We start from the raw sequence: 15,161 nt of genomic DNA, 5'->3' as shown, positions 1-15,161 counted from the left end.
CGCAAGCACAGGCGTTGGGGCTAAGGCGCCGTAACGTCGATCAGTACTTTGCCGACGGCACCGCTCTCAACAAGAGCGTGAGCATCCGCGGTGTGAGCAAGGTCGAAGCGGTGCAGCGGCAGGCCGGTCTCTTCGCCGATGCCGAGCGCTCCGTCGTCGATGGCGCGGTTGATGGCGTCGGCCGCGGCACAAATCGCATCAATGCCCACGGTGTAGAGCAACACAAATTGGTAGCGCACGTTGAGGGCGAAGTGGCGGCGCACATCGAGGGTCATCTCGTCGCCGCCGTTGTTGGCGTAGACAGAGATCGAGCCTCGATTGCGAATGACCGCAAGGTCGAGGTCAGCATTCTGGGCGGGCGCGACTTCAACGATTTGGTCGACGCCCTCGGGAGCAATCGCGCGGATCTGCTCGACAATGTCGGCGTCGGTGTAGGTGAGAACGTGGTGAGCGCCGGCGGCGGTAGCGAGGGCCGCTTTCGCCGGTCCGCTTACGGTTGTGATTACGGTCGCGTCAGCCCAGCGAGCAAGCTGAATCGCGGCATGACCTACGGCACCGGCTCCACCGGCGACGAGTACGACCTTGCCGCTGAGAGCGGTCGGATGCAGTTCGTCGGGGCCGTCTTCAGCCACGGTCAGCGCGCGGTACGCGGTGATCGCGGGAACCCCCATGCTGGCGCCCTGGTCAAAGCTTGCGCTCGCGGGCAGCGCGAAAACACGTTCGGCGGGCAGCACGGCCTGCTCTTGGCTCGAGCCGCTGTTCGAGCGCTGGTACGCGGCGAGGGCAAGCCACACGCGGTCACCGACGCGGACATGCTGCACGTCAGAGCCGATCGCTTCAACGATGCCGGCACCGTCCTGGCCGGGTACAACCTCATCAAAAGGCAAGGCCTGACCGGATGCCGCACCACGGCGTGACTTCCAATCGGTGGGGTTCACCCCGCTCACGACAATGCGCACGCGCACTTCGTCGGGCCCGGGTTCGAGCACGGGTCGCTCGACGAGGTTCAATACGGAGGGGTCGCCGGTCTCGCGGTAAACAATTGCTCTCATGTGGAGGTCAACGGGTTGCCGCTGCAGGTAATTCCGAAACTCAGGAGATCAGCATCCGAATTCCGCCCGCCGCTGGTTGTGGCACACGAATCGCGCTAGTGCCCGGGGATCGCACTCCACGGTGCCCGCATCGTGCGTACGAAGGAGTACATCACGAGGGTGGGGTGGTGGTGTTCGAGGGCGTAGAAGATGCGCTCGCCGCTGAGGGTGACGCCGATGGTCTCCCACATCTTCGCTTCAGTGCCTTTCTCGAGTTGCAGAAGGTCGGCGTACTTGTCGTCGAGCAGCGCAACACCGGCGGTCACGATTTCCCACGCAATGCCTTCGCCCCACAGGTTCTTTGCGGATTCGTAGACGGGGTCGGTCGGGTCGATCGCGTCGTGTTCCCCGGCGGGCAGCGGGATCGTGTATTCGGCGACCATCGCGGCCTGCTCGTCGGCGTACCAGCGCAGCACGATCTTCACCGCACGGTTGGTGCTGAGCGGTGACAGGAGGGGAGCAAGATCGGCGGGAAGCTCGACCGTTTCGGCCGTCAAGATTTCGACCGAGGGCGTGTAGCCCATGCGCGCGAGCACCTCGCCATAGGAGACGCTCGCCTCGAAGCGTGCGCTCAATCGCAGCGCAACCGGGTCGACGACGGTGGCCGCGCCCTGGCTGCGAATCACAATTCCCTGACGCTCCAACTGCGCGAGCGCCACCCGAACCTGCGGGCGGCTGCAGTCCAACCACTCGGCGAGTTTGAGTTCGCCGGGCAGCAGAAAGTTGGAGTCGTGGGCCGCTTCCCGCACATGACGAAGCACTCCACTGAGGATGCGCTCATCCTCCGTGAGTGACCCGGTGACGATGCGGCCTTCGGGGACCGTAATTTCCATGTGCGCTCCTATGCGGCGATCGACTCTCGTGCGGCCACAAAAGCCTCAACGCAACGGCTGATGTCCTCGCTTGAGTGTCCAGCCGACAACTGTACGCGAATACGAGCTTTTCCCAGCGGCACGACGGGGAACGAGAAGGCGATCACGTAGACGCCGAGCGCGAGCAGGGCATCCGCCATCGCTACTGCTTCGTGCTCGTCGCTGAACATGACCGGAATGATCGGATGCTCGCCCGGAAGCAGCGTGAACCCGGCCTCGGCCATTCCGGCGCGGAACTGTTCGGCGTTCGCCGTGAGCTTGGCGCGGCTCTCGGCCCCTTCGGCCACGAGGTTGAGCGCTTCGATCGAGCCGGCGACAACCGAGGGGGCGACGGCGTTGGAGAACAGGTACGGGCGAGCGCGCTGGCGCAGCAGTTCAACGATTTCGGCGTGAGCGCTGATGTAACCACCGGATGCTCCGCCAAGCGCCTTGCCGAGTGTGCCCGAGATGATGTCGACGCGGTCGGAGACACCGCAGTGCTCGGGCGTTCCCGCTCCGGTCTCGCCGACGAAGCCGACAGCGTGCGAGTCGTCGACCATGACCATCGCGTCGTACTGTTCGGCGAGGTCGCAGATCGCTTCGAGCGGGGCGAGGTAGCCGTCCATCGAGAAGACACCGTCGGTGACGATGAGGCGGCGGCGGGCATCCTTCGCGGCAATCAACTGCGCTTCGAGGTCGGCCATGTCGCGGTTCTTGTAACGGTAGCGGGCGGCCTTCGAGAGGCGGATGCCGTCGATGATCGAGGCGTGGTTCAGCTCGTCCGAAATTACGGCATCCTCAGCGCCGAGCAGCACCTCAAAGATGCCGCCATTGGCGTCGAAGCACGAGGGGAACAGGATGGTCGCCTCCATGCTCAGCAGTGCCGAAAGCCGGTTCTCGAGCTCAACGTGCTGGGTCTGGGTGCCGCAGATGAAGCGCACGCTCGCCATCCCGAAGCCCCACTCGTCGAGGGCATCCTTCGCGGCAGCGACGAGGCGCGGGTGGTTGGCCAGACCGAGGTAGTTGTTGGCGCAGAAGTTGAGCACCGGCTTTCCGCCCGATTCAACGTGGGCAGCTTGCGCCGTGTCGAGTTGGCGTTCGGTCTTGTAGAGGCCAGCGGAGCGGATCTCGCTCAGGGTCTCGGTGAGTTGTTCGCGAACTGTTCCGTACATGGTGTTCTCCTAAAAAAATGTGGGGTGGTGCCGGTAGCGAGAGCGACAGGCGCTACGACCAGTCGATGATGACCTTGCCGCCATTTCCGCGGCGAGCGGTCGCGAATGCTTCTTCCCACTGTTCGGCGGGGAAGCGGTCGGTGACGACGGCGGAGACATCCAAACCGGTGTGCACCATGGCATTCATGGCGTACCAGGTCTCGAACATTTCACGACCGTAGATGCCCTTGATGGTGATCATGTGGGTCACGACGGTGGCCCAGTCGATGCCGATCGGTTCGGCGGGCAGGCCGAGCATCGCGATGCGGCCGCCCTGGTTCATGTTGCTGATCATCTCGGGCAGGGCGGTGGGGTGACCGCTCATTTCGAGTCCGATATCGAAGCCCTCTTTCATGCCGAGCTGTTCTTGGGCTTCAGCGATGCGGGTCGTCGAGACGTTGATCGCGAGATCCACACCCATGTCGCGGGCGAGCTGCAGGCGTTCTTCATTCACGTCGGTCATCACAATGTTGCGAGCGCCGATGTGGCGCGCGACCTTGGCGGCCATGAGTCCGATGGGGCCGGCACCGGTAATGAGCACGTCTTCGCCAACCATCGGGAACGACAGTGCGGTGTGCACGGCGTTGCCGAGAGGGTCAAAGATGGCAGCAAGCTCGGGGTCGATATCGGTGGGATGCGCCCAGACATTCTGTTCGGGAATGACGACGAATTCGGCAAAGGCACCGTCGCGGTTTACACCAATGCTTGAAGTGAATTTGCAGAGATGACGACGGCCGGCACGGCAGTTGCGACAGTGGCCGCAGACGACGTGACCTTCGCCCGAGACGAGCGCGCCGATCTCGACCGAAGTGACTCCTTCGCCGAGCTCCACGACGTGGCCAGAGAACTCGTGGCCAGGAATCAGGGGAGCGTTGATGGCGCCGGCGGCCCACGCATCCCACGACTCAATATGCAGGTCAGTGCCGCAAATTCCGGTGCGGGCGACCCTGATTTTTACCTCACCGCGACCGGGGGTCGGCTCGGGGCGTTCGGCCAATATGAGGCCGGGTCCGGCCTTGTCCTTATAGAGGGCCTTCATCGTTGATTCCTCTCAGGCGGCGCGACACCGGCGCATGGTCGCGCTTGTGGCGCGCCTCATTTGACGTGTCCGCTGCTGTGTTTCAGGGTACTGTCACTTGTTTACAAGTGCCACTCTTCTGCTAGCGTCGTACAAATCATAAGTTGAAGGAGCCATTCGTGACCGAAATATCCCAGCGCATCGAGGGAATATCGCTATGGGATGGAACGGCCACACGCGGCATTGGCTCCCTCAGCTGGACAGGTGACCGGATCGACGCGGTAGAAACCGTCGCCGACAGCACCGCCACCGATTCGGATGCCGCAACCACGACATCCGAATACAGCGTGATCCCGGGCCTCATCGACACTCACGTTCACCTCGGCGGCTACGCCGGTCCGAACACGGTCGACTGGGTTTCGTGGCCGCTCATGACGCCGTGGGAAGAGCAGGTCTTCCACATCGCGGCGAACGCCCACCAGGCAGCCCGCAACGGCGTGACCACGCTGCGCGATCTGGCCGGCGACGGACGTCAACTGGCCGTCAAGCGCGCCTTCGATCAGGGCATTCAGCAGGGGCCGCGCATTCTTGTGCACGGCCCCGTCGGTATGACCGCGGGCCACGGCGATCTCTTCATCCCGCCGCACTACCCGCACCGTACGCCCACCGCCGACAGCCCAGACGAGTGCCGCAAACTCGTGCGCGAATACGCTCGCGCCGGTGTTGACGGCATCAAGATCTTCACGAGCGGCGGCGTTCTTTCGACCGGCGACAAGGTCGGCTGGCGTAACCAGACCACCGCCGAAATCGAGACAACCCTCGATGAAGCCCACGCTCTCGGCCTCAAGGTTGCCGCGCACAGTCACTCCACCGAGGGCAACCAGATTGCTCTGGATGCCGGAGTCGACTCCCTCGAACACGGCACTGGGATTACCGAAGAGCAGTGGCCAATGCTGCTCGAGCGCAACATCTCGGTCGCTCCCACACTCATGATCAACGACGTGATCGCCGAAGCCCGCATCCCGGTCTCGGCCGAAGCGCAAGAAAAAGCGCAGGCCGTCGTGATCGAGCGCAACACCAACTTTGCTGCCGCAGGTCGCGCCGGGGTGCGCTTCGTGCTCGGCACCGATGCCAATGGCATCTTCGTAAAATTCGGCGATCAGATGGAAGAAGTGCGTCTGATGGCCGAGATGTTTGGATGGAGCGCCGAACGTGCGCTGCAGTCCGCGACCTCGGATGCCGCCGACGCGATCGGCCTGGCAGACAAGGTAGGAACCCTCGCGACCGGATGGGGCGCTGACTTTGTCGTGCTCAAGGGTCGTCCGTGGGAAGACATCACTCAACTTCGAACCGAAAACATCGTCGCGGTTGTCTCGCGCGGTGTCGTCGTGTTCGGAGAGCTCCCGCAGTAATCACGTCACCAGCATCACCCGCATCACCCGCACCACCCGCGTTACCAGTACGACTACCTCCAGTAGTAAGTGCAGCACCAGCACCACTTGCAGCATCCGCATCACATTCCGCAGTACCACCGCAACGCTCACCACGTTGCGTCGACAGCACTGAAAGGACCGAGTATGAACTCCCCGAAAAACCGAGTACTTCGCTGGGGCATTGCCCCCATCGGAGCGCTTGCCGCACTGGGCCTGTTGGCCTCTTGCGCGGCAGGGCCAGCCGCTTCGCCCAAGACGGATATCACGATGGCAGTCACGGGCGACCCCGTGTGCCTCGACCCTCAGCAGGTCACCCTCACCACCGCGCTCAACATTGGCCGCCAGGTTGTTGACTCGCTCATTGATCAGGATGCCGAAACCGGCGAACTGGTGCCGTGGCTCGCAGAGAGCTGGGAAACCAACGATGACCTCACCGAGTTCACTTTCGAACTGCGTGATGACGTCACCTTCAGCGATGAGACCGCGCTGACGGCAGACACCGTGGTCAAGAACCTCGATGCTCTCTTTGAGATGGGTTCCACCGCATCCCTCGCCTCGCAGTACCTCGCCGGTTACGAAGGCAGCACCGCTGTCGACGAGAACACGGTGACCGTGAACTTCGGGTCGTCGAACGCTCAGTTCTTGCAGGGTGCCAGCACCATCACGCTCGGCCTCGTCTCTGACGCCACCACCGAGCTCAGCCCCGAAGACCGCTGCCAGACTGTCGTCGGCACCGGCCCATTCACGATCGACTCCTACGTGGCTAACGACTCCGTCGTGATCGCCAAGCGTGTCGGTTACGACTGGGCATCCGAACTTCGCGGCCACAGCGGTGAAGCACTCGTTGACACCGTCACGTTCCCGATCACGCCTGAGGCAGGCGTGCGCACCGGTGGACTCCAGACCGGCGAATTCGACATCATTCAGGATCTTCCTGCCGTAGACGAGACCCGCTTCGACACCGCGGACTACACCATCTACTCTCGCGGAAACCCCGGAATGCCCACGAGCCTCGTGCCCAACACCACACGTCCTGTCGTCAGCGACGAGATCGTGCGCAAGGCAATGCTGCTCGCCACCGACCGCGAAGAGATCACCGCACTGACCGGTTCTTCACAGTCGCAGCCCGCATCGAGCGCACTCAGCTCCGCCACCCCCGGCTACAGCAGCCAGGCAGACGCTATGGCGTATGACCCGGATGCCGCCGAGGCACTTCTCGACGACAACGGTTGGGTAGTCGGTACTGACGGCATCCGCGAGAAGGACGGCCAGCGTCTCACCATGAGCGTTACCGCCTTCTACGGCCAGGATGTTCTTGAAGCAACTCAGATTCAGCTCGCCAAGGTCGGCATCGACCTGCAGCTCAACATCGTGACCGCCGGAGACTTCTTCGGAGCCATCGCGACCGGTGAGTACGACTTCTTGAGCGCCAGCCTCACCCGCACTGACCCCGACGTTTTGCGGGTCACGTTCTCGAAGGATGCCGTCTCGAAGTGGGCCATCATCGATGACGCTGAACTGGAGTCGCTCCTCACCGAGCAGGCCACTACGGCAGACACCACCGAGCGCACGGCACTCATCGCCGAAATTCAGGAGATGATTATTGACCGTGCGTACCTGATCCCGCTTCTCGAAGTAGCTCAGGTGCACGCCTCAACCGCCAACGTTTCTGGTCTGACCTTCGACTCGTCGTCGCGACTGATCATGTACGACGTCAGCGTCTCGGAATAACTCTCACTAGGTGATGTGACCAGCATGAAAGAGCGTCAGTCGTGACACAGGTGAAAGCCTGGGCAGGCTACTTGCTGCCCAAACTCGGACAGTTCCTGTTCGTTGTTGTGGCTACCTACACGCTCGTTTTCGTACTGGTCCATTTCCTGCCCGGTGACCCGTTGATCGCCGCCCTTGCAGCAAAGGGCGGCGCATCAACGGTCATCGATCCGGCTGAGCTCGACGCCTTGCGCGTGCAGTATGGGCTCGACGGAACACTCTGGCAGCAGTACTTCGGCCACCTCATCGCGGCGGCACAGGGTGACCTGGGTGTCTCCATCTCCACCGGTGTTCCCGTAACCGAAATGATCGCCCGGGCCTTCCCCTTCAGCGTGCAGATCGCCTCGCTCGCGCTACTTTTCGGCGTCACCTCCGCCGTTCTCATCACTTTCTTGGCCTACGCCGCACCGTGGCCGTGGCTACGCCAACTGCTGCTGCAGATTCCACCATTCGGGATCGCGGTTCCCGCCTTCTTGAGCGGTCTGCTGCTGATCAGCGTCTTCGCTTTCGCTCTCGGCTGGTTGCCCTCCGCCGGCGCTCGCAGCTTCGACGCCGCCATCCTGCCCGCGATCACGCTCGCCCTGCCCGTTGGCGCCCTCTTCTTTCAGGTCTTCTCTTCTGCCGTGCTCGAAGCCCAGAACAGTCCCTATGTCTTTACGGCCGTCGCGAAGGGTGTGCCGCCGCGCCGCATCTTCACGAAGCACTTGCTGCGCAACGCGATGCTGCCCTCCATCACCATTCTCGGATTACTCATCGGGTACTTGGCGGGCGGAACCGCTGTTGTCGAGACCGTCTTCTCGCGCGACGGAATTGGCCGCATGACCGTCAATGCCGTGCTTGCTCGCGACATCAACGTCATCCAGGGCGTCGTGCTGGTGGTGGGCGCGATCTATGCGCTCGTCAACCTGCTCGTGGATGTTGCCTACGGCTTCATCGACCCGCGAACGCGCATCGGTGGCGGGGTTCCCTCGCGCGCTCGACTGGGGGCTAAGAAGTGACCAATCTGCGCAAGCCCGGCTTCGTTCTGGGGCTCATCATTATTGCGTTGGCGATCGTGGCCTCTCTGGCGCCTCAGTTGCTTGCGACCCACGACCCCTTCGAGTCGGTCGCGACCGACCGGCTGCTGCCGCCGAGCGCTCAGTACCTGTTCGGCACCGACAACTTGGGCCGCGATCTCTACTCCCGCGTTATCTATGGAGCCGCCCTCTCGCTGCTCTCGGCATCCCTCGCTGTCGTCGTCGGTGTTGTCGTGGGTGCCGTTGTCGGTCTCATCTCGGGCTTCGTCGGCGGCCGCACCGACTTCATCATCATGCGCTTCGTGGATGTGCTGATTGCCGTTCCCGGAGTTCTGCTCGCCCTGATCGTCGTCGCCAGTCTCGGTTTCGGCCCGGTCTCGCTCGCTCTCGGTGTTGGACTTGGAGCGGCCGGCAGCTTTGCTCGTGTGATGCGATCGCAAGTGCTGCGCATCCGCAGCGAAGAGTATGTCGAAGCGGCTCGCACGCTTGGCGTTCGCTCGCCAGCAATTCTCGTGCAGCACGTGCTGCCCAACGCGGCACGCCCCGTGATCGCGATGGCGGCGCTCGAAATGGGTACCGCGATTCTCTCGGTCTCGGCTCTGACCTTCTTGGGCTTCGGTGCTCCGCCGCCCGCTCCCGAGTGGGGTGCGCTCGTCGCGGCGGGCCGCGACTATGTGGCAACCAACCCCGGCCTCAGTATCATTCCGGGTGCCGTAATTCTTGTGGTTGTGCTTGCCGTAAACCGGGTAGCGCGATCGATCGGAGGCGATGAATGATCGAGCAGAAGACTTTCGGCGACGACACGGCAGCGGACGACAACATTCTCGTCGTGCGTGACCTGCACGTCTCGTACGCAACGCGCTCCGGCTCGGTGGCGGCCGTGCGCGGCATCAGCTTCGTCGTTCCGCGCGGCAAGATCGTCGCGATCGTCGGCGAATCGGGCTCGGGAAAAAGCACGACCTCGCAGGCGCTGATTCGGCGGCTGGCATCCGGTGGCAGTATCGACAGTGGCTCGATCGAGTTCGAAGGGCGCAATCTCGGCCCGATGTCGGAGCGCGAGCTGCGTTCCATTCGCGGTGGCCGCATCGGCTTCGTGCCGCAAGACCCCAGCAAGTCTCTTAACCCGCTCATGCGCGTCGGCGACCAGATCGCCGAAGCACTGCGACTGCACCTCAAGCTCGACAAGACAGCCGCGGCTGCCGAAGCTGTGCGCATTCTTGCCGAGGTCGGACTGCCCGATCCGGATGCTCGCGCCACCCAGTTTCCGCACGAACTCTCGGGCGGCATGCGCCAACGAGTGCTCATCGGAATCGCGTGGGCGTGCAACCCGCAACTCGTTATCGCGGACGAGCCGACGAGCGCCCTCGACGTGACCGTGCAACGCCACGTGCTCGACAACATCGACGAACTCGTGCGCCGCCACAACACCTCCGTCGTTCTGGTCACGCACGACCTTGCCGTCGCCGCCGACCGTGCTGACTACGTCGCCGTCATGAGCAATGGCGAAATTGTCGAACAGGGCACCACCGCACAGGTGCTGTCGGCCCCTACCCACGAGTACACGAAGAAACTTGTGGAATCCGCTCCGGGGCTGGCGAGCAGACGCCTCACCCCGTCATTGACGGCTCTCGGCGAACAACAGCAATCGAGCGCGGGAAGGCTATTCACCCACACCCGCCCGGCGCAGCCTGCGGGCTCAGCCACGGCATCCGGAGCCGTCCCTGCACACAGCGGGGCGGATGCCGCTGGAGCCACCAACATTCTTGAGGTCTCGAACCTGGTCAAGACCTTCGCTCTGCGCCGCCAAGGTGGTGGCTCGCAAGTGTTGCGCGCCGTGGACGATGTCTCGTTCGTGGTTCCTCGCGGCTCGACTTTCTCGATCGTGGGCGAGTCGGGTTCGGGCAAGACGACGACCGCCCGCATCGCGGCTCGTATCGCGTCGGCCGATTCGGGCACCGTCAGCTTCGACGGCACCGATGTCACTTCGCTCTCGGGCGAAGCTTTGCGTCAACTGCGTCGCCGCGTGCAGGTCGTCTACCAAAACCCGTTCGGCTCGCTCGACCCCAAGATGTCGATTGAGCGGATTATCGCCGAGCCCTTGCGCGCGTTCCGAGTGGGCGACCGCACGCACCGCGCTGAGATGGCGCGGGAACTTCTGGAACACGTGAGTCTCAGCCCCTCACTCGCACAGCGTCGCCCCACCGAACTCTCGGGCGGCCAGCGTCAGCGCGTCGCCATCGCGCGTTCGCTCGCTATCGGCCCCGAACTGATCGTGCTCGATGAGCCCGTCTCCGCTCTGGATGTCTCGGTGCAAGAGCAAATCCTGCAACTGTTAGTCGACCTTCAGGTGCAATTCGGGCTCAGCTACCTCTTTATCTCGCACGACCTCGGAGTCATCCGCCAGATCTCTGACCACATTGCCGTGATGCGCTCGGGCAAGGTGCTCGAAGCGGGCACCGCCCACGATGTGATGTCGAACCCGCAGCATGAGTACACGCGGGAACTGCTCGAGGCGATTCCGGGCCAGCGCGCGGTCTAGGCTCCACAACGCCCTCTATATACTTAACCCGTGATGGGTACTGCACGGCTAGCGATGATCGGTGTGCTCGCGATCGCAATTGTGCTGAACACCGTCCAGTTCTTGGGGATCGATGAAGTCGCCCCCGATAACTACGAAGCGATCAGCCGCAAACCGAGCTCCGATATCGTCGAAATCGCACAGCGCAATGCTGCGGTCGACCGGGCTTACGGGCTGTCGTGGGCGATCTCAGAGCAGCAGCCTGGCGCAAAGGTGCTGATCTCGGCAGACGACGACACTGCGTTCATCGGTTTGAGAGCCTTCATTTTGGGGTTTGGCAAGGCCAGCACCGTTTCGCTCGCTTCTGATTCGCTCGACGAGCTGACAACTCTTGAGGAACTCCGGGCCAATCCGGCAAACGCGTCTGTACAAAAGTTTCTGGGTGACGGCCACGGCCATCGCCTCGAAGACTGGTTCTACATCCGTGGCGAATGCTCCGATGATTCCGCGCCTGAACTAGCCGTCGGCCATGTTCCCCTCGACGCTGAGACTGCGGCTGAAACACAGAGCGACACAGGCTTGGCGCTCGTCGTTGTCGATAGTTGCCTTGTGCCGAACGGCGGGCTGAGCGAATGATTATTGAAGTCGTTTACATTCTTTCGATGATTCTGGGCGGTGCTGCCCTCATCCACGTTGCTGGCGCGCGCGGGCTAGGCGTTCCCATTCTTGGCGCGGTCGCCGGTCTCGCGCTCTATCTCTGCATAGGTGCAGTGCAGGTGTTGACGCCGATCACGAGTTCACCGGTGCTCACAATGAGTCTCACGGTCGGCGTTCCGAGTGCGCTCTGGTTGTGGCGACGCTCTCAAGGCGCCGATCTGCCCATCCGTCCCCTGTGGGCCGGCATCATCGTGGCTGGAGTTGTCGCGGCGGTCGCGTTCTTCCGCGCCATGCCTCAGGTCGCGTGGTCGAACGACAGCCTCCAGTACCTGCTCAATGGCTCCCTGATTGCCAGCAACAACATCACGATTGCCTCGACTTCGCTCCTTCCGAAGCGATTGATCGGTGTTCCCGAACTGCACGCTGTCGCGAATCTTGGCGGCGAATACTACATACAGTCGATCACACCACTGATCTCGGTGCTCGTGCTTGCACTGCTCGGTTGGATGCTCTGGGAATCCCTGTCGCCGCGACTCAGCAAGCGTGCCCTACTTCTCCTTATCGGAGGAGGACTGCTGTTTCTTATCTCGATGAACCGCTTCGTTTTCCACGCCTTCTACCTCAACGGCCACTTGCTTTTCGCTCTGTTCATGCTCGTCGTTGTCGGCGGAGGATGGATGCTCGTCTCAACCGACGCCGTCAACAGGGCGGCGCTGGTCACAGCAATGACCCTCGCGGTGGGCGCACTTGTTTTTGTTCGAGCAGAATCCTCGATTCTTATCGTTTTGATGCTCTTGCCGATCATTGTCGACGGTTCGGTAAGCAGAATCCACAAGTCGATTCTTTTGGCCGTTCTTGGCGTTGCCACAATCGCGTGGCAGTCGTTTATGGCTGCTATCTATCTCGCACAGGGTCTCTCGATCGCCTTCGAAATTTGGGGGTTGTTGGCCTTCGGCGTAGCGATCCTCGCGGTGATTCCATTGCTCAGGTGGAACGCGCTGATGAAGCGAGGCCGTCTTCTGTTGGTGCTCGCCGAGGTCGGGCTCTGGCTGGCGCTCGCCGTGCTCGCTCTTCGCGAACCACAGATTCTCAAAGAAAGCCTCACAGCGACTTTCGAGAACGCCATCCTGGGCGCTGGTTCGTGGGGCTTCTCGCTCATCTTCATGATTGCTCTGCTCGTGCTGGCGTCGTTCATCGCTGTGCCCAACCGCGTCAACCTGCGCTTTCCGCTGACGAGCTTTATCCCGCTGGGCTTCCTCTTGGCATACCTTCGTGATGCCGCTTATCGCGTAGGGGATGGCGACTCCCTCAACCGCATGTGGATTCAGCTCATCGCGGTTGCCTTGTTCTACGTGCTCCTCGCGATCGGATTGGGCACGTCGCGCCGACGTTCCGCTCCCGCGGTGCAAGCCCCTGCGTCAGCCCCCGTAGATACTCAGCAGATATAGTTGCTGTGGCGTTCACGTGCCCGCGCTCAGGTGAGCGGGCACGACGCCTTTTTACGTTCCGGAGTGCGGAGAGAACTTGCTGAAGAAACTCAAGACCATCGCTACCAATTTGTTGGCGATCACGTGGATTCGAAAGACCTATGAGGTCGTCAATCGCGTCTTCTTGGAGACCTTCGGCTCGAGCCGCATCCTTGCGCACTTCTTCTATATGTTCGGCTTTCTTGCTTTCAACCGCGAGCAGGCCGGCGTGCTCCGGGGGCGTCGCAACTACTACCGCAACAAGAACCAAGACCGCACCTCCCGTGTAGAGCTGCGCCGCAACATCCACCGCCTCGAAAAGGGTCTCGTCATGAGACCACGGCGCGATATCTTCGCGCGTGACTACATCACCGAGACGGTCGAGTTCTATGAGCTCGCGGCCCAGCAATGCGCAACCGACACCAGCACGATGGAGTCGAGCGAAATGGAGTGGGCCCACAATGTCTTGGCGGAGTACTTCCGGGCCAGCACCGGCAGTGACCCTGTTGTGGATGCCGCGCGCGCCCGTTTTGCGCAGTTGGCTTACCAGCCGCAGACCAGCGACAAGATTCCGTACGTCAAGAAGAACCTCTCCAGCGTCAGCTACGAGCAGTTGCATGAGCTCGCGATGCAGCGACGTTCGGTGCGCTGGTTCGACGAGAAGCCGGTTCCGCGCGAACTTGTTGACAAGGCATTAGTAATCGGGCGCCAGTCCCCGACTGCCTGTAACCGCCTTCCCTATGAATTCCGAATCTTTGATGACCCAGAAATGGTGAAGACGGTCGCCGGGTTGCCCTTCGGCTCCGCGGGTTATGCGCAAAACATTCCCACGATCATCGTCGTTGTTGGCAAACTCGAGAGCTACTTCAGCCCCAGAGACCGCCACGCGATTTACATCGATTCCTCATTGGCAGCGATGTCGTTCATGTATGGCCTCGAAACTCTTGGTCTCAGCTCGAGCGTGATCAACTGGCCCGACTTCGAACCGCTTGAAGCCACAATGCAAAAGACTCTTGGGCTTGATGTCACTGATCGTGTGATCATGCTGATCGCGGTCGGCTATGCGCACCCCGAGGGTCTCGTGCCGTACTCGCAAAAGAAGGAACTCGATACGTTCCGCTCGTACAACCAGTTGCGATGACAACGCCCGTTCCCTCGCGCTTGCCCAAACGCCTTCTGCGGTATGGGCTCACCGTTATTGTGCTCGCGCTCGTCGCCGTTCTCTTTTGGCGCGCGCTGGCCGACAATTGGGCCGAGGTTCAAGCGCAAAACCTCCAGTTCAACTGGCTGATGGTTGCCGCGGTTGTCCTGTTTGCGGTTGCCGTGCCGGTTTCAGGGTTGCTCTGGGGTGCGATTGTCAATCGGATGAGCGCGTCGGCAACCGTGACTCCGCGGGAAGCGATGGCCGTGCATTCGGCGTCGTGGCTCCTCAAATATGTTCCCGGCCAGGTCGGTTCCCTTCTGAACAAGGTGATTTGGGGAAAGAAGCGGGGCATCAGCCGCAGCATCATGGTGATCTCGTTCATTTACGAGAACGTGTTCCTTCAGGTTTCGTCAATCGTTCCGAGTGCCGCGATCTTGCTTGTCAGCGTCGGGCTGGTGATCTTTCAAGACAACCCGGTCACGCTTCTTCTTCCGATGCTCGCCCTTATCCCGCTGCTCGTGGTTCTTGACCGCAGGCTCTTTCATCCCGTGCTCAACTTCGGCGCGCGTCGAGTGCTCAAGCAAGATCTTCCTCGCGAGTACTTCCTCCCGCCACGCGCAGTCGGCGGGTATCTCGTTGCGTTCGTAGCGCCGCGCATCATCAACGGGGTCGGCTTCGTCTTGGTTGCCGCATCGTTCCTCGATCTCACGCCCGCCTCGTGGCTTCCTCTGGGGGCAACGTACGTTCTCGCGGGCGCGATCGGCATCCTGGCGGTCTTCGTGCCTAGTGGGCTTGGCGTTCGCGAAGCCGTTATCTTCCTCTTCGCTCTGCAGTACATGACCCCAGCGCAAGCGGTCATCCTTGCACTTCTTTCCCGTCTGCTCAGCACCATCGCTGACGCCTTTGTTGCGCTGTTCTATGCGGCGCTCACGCTGTCCCTTAAGCGTTTACCGCCTAAACTCATTCAGGGTTCTTAATGTTCCCTC

At 61.9% G+C, this 15,161-nt stretch carries 13 protein-coding genes; 9 read left to right on the top strand and 4 right to left on the bottom strand.

Annotated elements, in window-relative coordinates; translation table 11 throughout:
- Window positions 1-20: 20 nt before the first annotated feature.
- The 4 genes from I6E73_RS12680 to tdh all read right to left on the bottom strand — a co-directional run bounded on the left by I6E73_RS12680 (window position 21) and on the right by tdh (window position 4,192).
- Window positions 21-1,052, bottom strand: coding sequence for an NADPH:quinone reductase (locus tag I6E73_RS12680; protein WP_197126057.1), 1,032 nt, complete (start codon window positions 1,050-1,052; stop codon window positions 21-23).
- Window positions 1,053-1,147: 95 nt separating this feature from the next.
- Entirely contained in the window at window positions 1,148-1,924 is a 777-nt protein-coding gene (locus I6E73_RS12675; RefSeq protein WP_197126055.1) for a GntR family transcriptional regulator, read from the bottom strand.
- A gap of 8 nt (window positions 1,925-1,932) precedes the next feature.
- The gene (locus I6E73_RS12670) at window positions 1,933-3,114 is read right to left on the bottom strand and encodes a glycine C-acetyltransferase (RefSeq protein WP_197126053.1); all 1,182 of its coding nucleotides are present in this window, start codon (window positions 3,112-3,114) and stop codon (window positions 1,933-1,935) included.
- A gap of 52 nt (window positions 3,115-3,166) precedes the next feature.
- Window positions 3,167-4,192: an L-threonine 3-dehydrogenase gene (tdh, locus tag I6E73_RS12665; RefSeq protein WP_197126051.1), complete on the bottom strand. Its 1,026-nt coding sequence runs from the start codon at window positions 4,190-4,192 to the stop codon at window positions 3,167-3,169.
- 158 nt (window positions 4,193-4,350) lie between these two features.
- Between tdh and I6E73_RS12660 the strand changes: the two genes are divergently transcribed.
- The 9 genes from I6E73_RS12660 to I6E73_RS12620 all read left to right on the top strand — a co-directional run bounded on the left by I6E73_RS12660 (window position 4,351) and on the right by I6E73_RS12620 (window position 15,152).
- The gene (locus I6E73_RS12660) at window positions 4,351-5,583 is read left to right on the top strand and encodes an amidohydrolase family protein (RefSeq protein WP_197126049.1); all 1,233 of its coding nucleotides are present in this window, start codon (window positions 4,351-4,353) and stop codon (window positions 5,581-5,583) included.
- Between the two features lie 165 nt (window positions 5,584-5,748).
- Window positions 5,749-7,335 (top strand): ABC transporter substrate-binding protein, encoded by a 1,587-nt coding sequence (locus tag I6E73_RS12655; RefSeq protein ID WP_197126048.1) that lies wholly within the window; start codon window positions 5,749-5,751, stop codon window positions 7,333-7,335.
- A 41-nt stretch (window positions 7,336-7,376) separates the two neighbouring features.
- A complete protein-coding gene (locus I6E73_RS12650; RefSeq protein ID WP_197126045.1) occupies window positions 7,377-8,372 on the top strand; it encodes an ABC transporter permease in 996 nt (331 codons plus the stop codon).
- Complete coding sequence (locus tag I6E73_RS12645) at window positions 8,369-9,166, top strand: ABC transporter permease (RefSeq protein ID WP_197126043.1); 798 nt, start codon at window positions 8,369-8,371, stop codon at window positions 9,164-9,166. The genes I6E73_RS12650 and I6E73_RS12645 overlap by 4 nt, the downstream gene beginning before the upstream one ends.
- Complete coding sequence (locus tag I6E73_RS12640; RefSeq protein WP_197126042.1) at window positions 9,163-10,929, top strand: ABC transporter ATP-binding protein; 1,767 nt, start codon at window positions 9,163-9,165, stop codon at window positions 10,927-10,929. The genes I6E73_RS12645 and I6E73_RS12640 overlap by 4 nt, the downstream gene beginning before the upstream one ends.
- A 30-nt stretch (window positions 10,930-10,959) precedes the next feature.
- Window positions 10,960-11,544, top strand: a complete 585-nt coding sequence (locus I6E73_RS12635) for a hypothetical protein (protein WP_197126040.1) — start codon at window positions 10,960-10,962, stop codon at window positions 11,542-11,544.
- Window positions 11,541-13,013 (top strand): hypothetical protein, encoded by a 1,473-nt coding sequence (locus I6E73_RS12630; RefSeq protein ID WP_197126038.1) that lies wholly within the window; start codon window positions 11,541-11,543, stop codon window positions 13,011-13,013. The genes I6E73_RS12635 and I6E73_RS12630 overlap by 4 nt, the downstream gene beginning before the upstream one ends.
- Window positions 13,014-13,089: 76 nt before the next feature.
- Window positions 13,090-14,172 carry a nitroreductase family protein gene (locus I6E73_RS12625; protein WP_197126036.1) on the top strand — a complete coding sequence of 361 codons (1,083 nt, stop codon included), beginning with the start codon at window positions 13,090-13,092 and terminating at the stop codon, window positions 14,170-14,172.
- The gene (locus I6E73_RS12620) at window positions 14,169-15,152 is read left to right on the top strand and encodes a lysylphosphatidylglycerol synthase domain-containing protein (RefSeq protein ID WP_197126034.1); all 984 of its coding nucleotides are present in this window, start codon (window positions 14,169-14,171) and stop codon (window positions 15,150-15,152) included. The genes I6E73_RS12625 and I6E73_RS12620 overlap by 4 nt, the downstream gene beginning before the upstream one ends.
- The last annotated feature ends 9 nt before the right edge of the window (window positions 15,153-15,161 follow it).

It is taken from the genome of Salinibacterium sp. SWN248, from assembly GCF_015864575.1.
Lineage (GTDB): Bacteria > Actinomycetota > Actinomycetes > Actinomycetales > Microbacteriaceae > Rhodoglobus.
This window is presented reverse-complemented; position numbering and strand designations above follow the sequence as displayed.